6 protein-coding genes are annotated in these 6,109 nt (G+C 34.3%); 2 read left to right on the top strand and 4 right to left on the bottom strand.

Features of this window, described 5'->3' with window-relative positions; genetic code table 11:
- On the bottom strand, positions 1 to 325 hold a 325-nt coding region (locus tag DYD17_RS00030), incomplete at its 3' end, for a hypothetical protein (RefSeq protein ID WP_394342420.1).
- 1,089 nt (positions 326 to 1,414) lie between these two features.
- Positions 1,415 to 1,657 (bottom strand): type II toxin-antitoxin system HicB family antitoxin, encoded by a 243-nt coding sequence (locus DYD17_RS00025; protein WP_115224881.1) that lies wholly within the window; start codon positions 1,655 to 1,657, stop codon positions 1,415 to 1,417.
- 276 nt (positions 1,658 to 1,933) lie between these two features.
- Between DYD17_RS00025 and DYD17_RS00020 the strand changes: the two genes are divergently transcribed.
- Complete coding sequence (locus tag DYD17_RS00020) at positions 1,934 to 2,878, top strand: protein rep (RefSeq protein ID WP_115224882.1); 945 nt, start codon at positions 1,934 to 1,936, stop codon at positions 2,876 to 2,878.
- Positions 2,879 to 3,135: 257 nt separating this feature from the next.
- On the opposite strand, the gene DYD17_RS00015 is transcribed toward DYD17_RS00020, so the two are convergent.
- Positions 3,136 to 3,675 carry a hypothetical protein gene (locus tag DYD17_RS00015; RefSeq protein ID WP_011187220.1) on the bottom strand — a complete coding sequence of 180 codons (540 nt, stop codon included), beginning with the start codon at positions 3,673 to 3,675 and terminating at the stop codon, positions 3,136 to 3,138.
- A 1,089-nt stretch (positions 3,676 to 4,764) separates the two neighbouring features.
- Entirely contained in the window at positions 4,765 to 5,007 is a 243-nt protein-coding gene (locus DYD17_RS00010) for a type II toxin-antitoxin system HicB family antitoxin (protein ID WP_115224881.1), read from the bottom strand.
- A gap of 276 nt (positions 5,008 to 5,283) precedes the next feature.
- Here DYD17_RS00010 and DYD17_RS00005 point away from each other — a divergent pair, with 276 nt between their 5' ends.
- Positions 5,284 to 6,105, top strand: a complete 822-nt coding sequence (locus DYD17_RS00005; protein ID WP_115276302.1) for a protein rep — start codon at positions 5,284 to 5,286, stop codon at positions 6,103 to 6,105.
- Positions 6,106 to 6,109: the final 4 nt, after the last annotated feature.

The raw sequence follows: 6,109 nt of genomic DNA, 5'->3' as shown, positions 1-6,109 counted from the left end.
CCCAATCAACTTTATACATGATTGCATTTTCATCTTGGATTTGAGATAAATTTGTGTTTAGTTCATTGTCAGCAATTATTAATTCTTCTTCACTGTAATTTGCTTGAGCATACTGTTTTAAATTTTCTTCTGTTACTCCATCGGCAAACATTTTTTCTAAAACCGCAGCAACTTCATCTATCTGTCTTTGTTCTTCGATAGTATATTCTGAAGTGATCGAAGTTTTTTCGTCAGCTACTACTTTGGCTGTAATAAAAGATGGGACTGTTGTAGAGATTACTAAAAGACTTGCTAATAATAACGCTATATATTTTTTAATTTTCATTTTGATACCCTTTCTAAATATTGACGACTACGATATATTAGTTGCTTTTAATTTGTTTGATAACTGTGATTTTCTATTTTAACTCCTTTCTATCTCAAACAAATTGTTTCCGCTTTCATTTTATGATATTTTATTTAGAAATTCAATAGCATTATAGGCTTTTAATTAAAAAATAACGGATTATTTTAACTTACATTGTATAATCATTAACTTAAGTAAAGATAGATTTTATTTCAGGCAAGCAACGGGTTTGTCATGACAAACCCAAAAACGTTGTTTTTGTCTTGTTAGGATTCTCCTAAAACCGTAATAAAAAAGATCAGCATTCGTTTAAAAATGCCGGTCTTTTTTTAATGTCATTATATTCGATTTTTTTACTCACTAGCGTTCGTATGATTCTATTTTGTTGTTGGAATAATTTCCAACAACAAAATAGAATAGCAATCATTTAGTCGAGCGTAGCGACAAATTCAGATGACATCATCTGAATAAGGTTTTAGGCACCCTAACAAGTCGTTTAAGCGATTTGTGTATACAAATCCGTTGCTTGCCTGAATCAGATTGTAAAATGGCTTAGAAGGCAAATATGAGCCTTCTAAGAGGTTTTAGATATAAGCTAAGCGATTTATGCCGTGAAAGCTCCTTGACGATAAGCAGGGACAAGGTAGACTTAGCGGAGGCGGTTTGGTCAGAACTTTGTTCGACCGACCGACAAAGCAAGTATCACCGTCCCTGGTTTCTTGTTGTCAAGGAGACCATGGAATAAAGTAAGCGTGCATGGTATAATAACCAAGTCGCATTCACTAAACAGCGAAAGTTGGGAGGTGAAACTTTATGCTAAAAGTATTTCTTGAACTTGTTTTGCTACCGCTGATGGTCAGTGTAGTTGCAGAACTAATTGCGGAATGGTTAATCCGTATGTGGCAAAACAAAGGCGACAAATAATTTAACCTGAGCACCTTGAGCAAGTGCAATAAAAACACCTAGGGGGCAACCTAGGTGTTTTCTTTATGCTTATATTTCTTGAACTTTTAAGCATCTTCATTGTATCACGTGTGAGATAAGGTGTCAAAAAACTGCTTTTTGCTTTTATAGAACAACGAATATCGTTTTTAAGAAGCCGTCAGCGATTGCAGTATCATCTAGCTGACTAGGATTAGGTAAAATCATATTGTTATTAGCGTAGGATATTACGATACCTTCTAACATTTCTTGAGCGTTAGTTATAGCGTCTTCGAGAGATGTTCCTTGAGTTCCTCCTCCAAATTCAGGAAACTCCACCCAATAACCTTGATTGCCTTTGTGAAAAATAGCAGGATATGAAATAAGCATAGTGTACCTCTTTATTTTTAGAGCCCTTTAGGGCTCTTTTGAAACCCTCGAAGAGGGTTTCTTCTTATCTTGATACTAGTAGGAAATAACTCACGGGCAAAAATGAGCCTGAAGACAGCCCTCAAACCCTTGGGGCTATTGGTTTTTTGTAACAAAAAAAGCCGTTTTACTTCTGAAAACTTTCATGTTATAATTTAAGGGCTGAATCTATAAATTATGAAAGGGGAAGTGCAGACTTTTTGTGTATTTCAAAATATTTTGTACTTGAATTATAACATGACAGAAAATCTAAATCAAGAGGAAGTCTTACAAGATAAAAATAGCAGAGGTAAGGACAGAAACTGGCGAGGTCGGAAACTTATGAGCCTGAAATTGGCTGGTATTTTTGATGAGTTAGGTTACAAAAAAGCATTGATTGAACGTGTTCAATCATGCGGAGATGTTTTGCGTTTTATTCGTCATGAAGATAGGTCTTTAAAATTGTATCAAGCTTATTTCTGCAAGAATAAGCTTTGTCCAATGTGCAACTGGAGACGTTCTATGAAGTATTCTTATCAAACCTCGAGAATTGTTGATGAAGCCATTAAGCAGGAACCTAAAGGACGATTCCTTTTTTTGACCTTGACTGTTAAAAATGTCCCTGGAAGTGAATTGAACAGGACATTAACGTCCTTGACAAAATCCTTCGATAGACTGTTTAAGCGAGCTAAGGTACAAAAGAATTTGATCGGCTATCTTCGTTCTGTTGAGGTAACACATAACGAAAAAGATAATAACTATCACCCTCATATCCATGTTTTATTAATGGTTAGACCGAGTTATTTTCAGTCAAAAAAAGACTATATTACTCAAAAAGAGTGGGGTGAAATGTGGTCTCAATCTCTTAAGGTTGATTATATTCCGATGGTCGATATTCGTTCTGTGAAAGAAAAAGGTAAAAGCTTAAAAGGAGCCATTCTAGAAACCGCTAAGTATCCTACAAAGCCAATAAAATTAGATATTGAGAATAAACAAGTCGTTGATGATTTATATAATGGATTGTATAAAAAAAGACAGCTTGGCTATGGCGGAATTTTTAAAACCATCAAAAAGCAATTAGCATTAGATGATGCTGAAAACGGAGATTTGATTCATACTTCCAATGACGGCAGTGACTTGTCGGAAGGTATAAAAATAGTTGCCATTTGGAATGCTTCAAAGCAAAACTATTACTTGAAGTAGTGAAGAGTGAAATAGCTGAGTTGGTAATTCAACTCAGCTATTCTTGTTAATTTTTTTAAGATGATTGTAAGCGATGTATGAACTAAGAACTAAAAATTTTCGTTTTTGTCTATTTTCTATTTTTTGATTCTAAATATTTAGAAATCATAAAAACAACTAACCAGATTAAAGCGACTGGAAGAGAGAAAAAATTTTTAGTTTGACTGAAGTATATAAACTGAAAAACGCAGAAAGAAAACCCCAAAATATTATTTCTTTTAGAAGTTGATTCCGCATTGTAACCCCCAAATAGCTAATTGACCGGCAATTAATGCAGCATTTGTTTTTACTCCTGCTTTAGCAACATATTTAATTACTATTTTAGCTAATTCTTTCCATGCTTTTTTTTGAGCATACTTAATAATAGTTCCAACACTTATCATCGCTAATAATTCATCTTTGATTTTATTTGCCATACAGTTTCCTAGTGCGCCCCAATCAACTTTATACATGATTGCATTTTCATCTTGGATTTGAGATAAATTTGTGTTTAGTTCATTGTCAGCAATTATTAATTCTTCTTCACTGTAATTTGCTTGAGCATACTGTTTTAAATTTTCTTCTGTTACTCCATCGGCAAACATTTTTTCTAAAACCGCAGCAACTTCATCTATCTGTCTTTGTTCTTCGATAGTATATTCTGAAGTGATCGAAGTTTTTTCGTCAGCTACTACTTTGGCTGTAATAAAAGATGGGACTGTTGTAGAGATTACTAAAAGACTTGCTAATAATAACGCTATATATTTTTTAATTTTCATTTTGATACCCTTTCTAAATATTGACGACTACGATATATTAGTTGCTTTTAATTTGTTTGATAACTGTGATTTTCTATTTTAACTCCTTTCTATCTCAAACAAATTGTTTCCGCTTTCATTTTATGATATTTTATTTAGAAATTCAATAGCATTATAGGCTTTTAATTAAAAAATAACGGATTATTTTAACTTACATTGTATAATCATTAACTTAAGTAAAGATAGATTTTATTTCAGGCAAGCAACGGGTTTGTCATGACAAACCCAAAAACGTTGTTTTTGTCTTGTTAGGATTCTCCTAAAACCGTAATAAAAAAGATCAGCATTCGTTTAAAAATGCCGGTCTTTTTTTAATGTCATTATATTCGATTTTTTTACTCACTAGCGTTCGTATGATTCTATTTTGTTGTTGGAATAATTTCCAACAACAAAATAGAATAGCAATCATTTAGTCGAGCGTAGCGACAAATTCAGATGACATCATCTGAATAAGGTTTTAGGCACCCTAACAAGTCGTTTAAGCGATTTGTGTATACAAATCCGTTGCTTGCCTGAATCAGATTGTAAAATGGCTTAGAAGGCAAATATGAGCCTTCTAAGAGGTTTTAGATATAAGCTAAGCGATTTATGCCGTGAAAGCTCCTTGACGATAAGCAGGGACAAGGTAGACTTAGCGGAGGCGGTTTGGTCAGAACTTTGTTCGACCGACCGACAAAGCAAGTATCACCGTCCCTGGTTTCTTGTTGTCAAGGAGACCATGGAATAAAGTAAGCGTGCATGGTATAATAACCAAGTCGCATTCACTAAACAGCGAAAGTTGGGAGGTGAAACTTTATGCTAAAAGTATTTCTTGAACTTGTTTTGCTACCGCTGATGGTCAGTGTAGTTGCAGAACTAATTGCGGAATGGTTAATCCGTATGTGGCAAAACAAAGGCGACAAATAATTTAACCTGAGCACCTTGAGCAAGTGCAATAAAAACACCTAGGGGGCAACCTAGGTGTTTTCTTTATGCTTATATTTCTTGAACTTTTAAGCATCTTCATTGTATCACGTGTGAGATAAGGTGTCAAAAAACTGCTTTTTGCTTTTATAGAACAACGAATATCGTTTTTAAGAAGCCGTCAGCGATTGCAGTATCATCTAGCTGACTAGGATTAGGTAAAATCATATTGTTATTAGCGTAGGATATTACGATACCTTCTAACATTTCTTGAGCGTTAGTTATAGCGTCTTCGAGAGATGTTCCTTGAGTTCCTCCTCCAAATTCAGGAAACTCCACCCAATAACCTTGATTGCCTTTGTGAAAAATAGCAGGATATGAAATAAGCATAGTGTACCTCTTTATTTTTAGAGCCCTTTAGGGCTCTTTTGAAACCCTCGAAGAGGGTTTCTTCTTATCTTGATACTAGTAGGAAATAACTCACGGGCAAAAATGAGCCTGAAGACAGCCCTCAAACCCTTGGGGCTATTGGTTTTTTGTAACAAAAAAAGCCGTTTTACTTCTGAAAACTTTCATGTTATAATTTAAGGGCTGAATCTATAAATTATGAAAGGGGAAGTGCAGACTTTTTGTGTATTTCAAAATATTTTGTACTTGAATTATAACATGACAGAAAATCTAAATCAAGAGGAAGTCTTACAAGATAAAAATAGCAGAGGTAAGGACAGAAACTGGCGAGGTCGGAAACTTATGAGCCTGAAATTGGCTGGTATTTTTGATGAGTTAGGTTACAAAAAAGCATTGATTGAACGTGTTCAATCATGCGGAGATGTTTTGCGTTTTATTCGTCATGAAGATAGGTCTTTAAAATTGTATCAAGCTTATTTCTGCAAGAATAAGCTTTGTCCAATGTGCAACTGGAGACGTTCTATGAAGTATTCTTATCAAACCTCGAGAATTGTTGATGAAGCCATTAAGCAGGAACCTAAAGGACGATTCCTTTTTTTGACCTTGACTGTTAAAAATGTCCCTGGAAGTGAATTGAACAGGACATTAACGTCCTTGACAAAATCCTTCGATAGACTGTTTAAGCGAGCTAAGGTACAAAAGAATTTGATCGGCTATCTTCGTTCTGTTGAGGTAACACATAACGAAAAAGATAATAACTATCACCCTCATATCCATGTTTTATTAATGGTTAGACCGAGTTATTTTCAGTCAAAAAAAGACTATATTACTCAAAAAGAGTGGGGTGAAATGTGGTCTCAATCTCTTAAGGTTGATTATATTCCGATGGTCGATATTCGTTCTGTGAAAGAAAAAGGTAAAAGCTTAAAAGGAGCCATTCTAGAAACCGCTAAGTATCCTACAAAGCCAATAAAATTAGATATTGAGAATAAACAAGTCGTTGATGATTTATATAATGGATTGTATAAAAAAAGACAGCTTGGCTATGGCGGAATTTTAAAACCATCAAAAAGCAATTAGCATT

The sequence above is a fragment of the Streptococcus dysgalactiae subsp. dysgalactiae genome, from assembly GCF_900459225.1.
GTDB lineage: Bacteria > Bacillota > Bacilli > Lactobacillales > Streptococcaceae > Streptococcus > Streptococcus dysgalactiae.
Note: the sequence above shows the minus strand (reverse complement) of the source record. Positions and strands in the feature narration are given on the sequence as shown.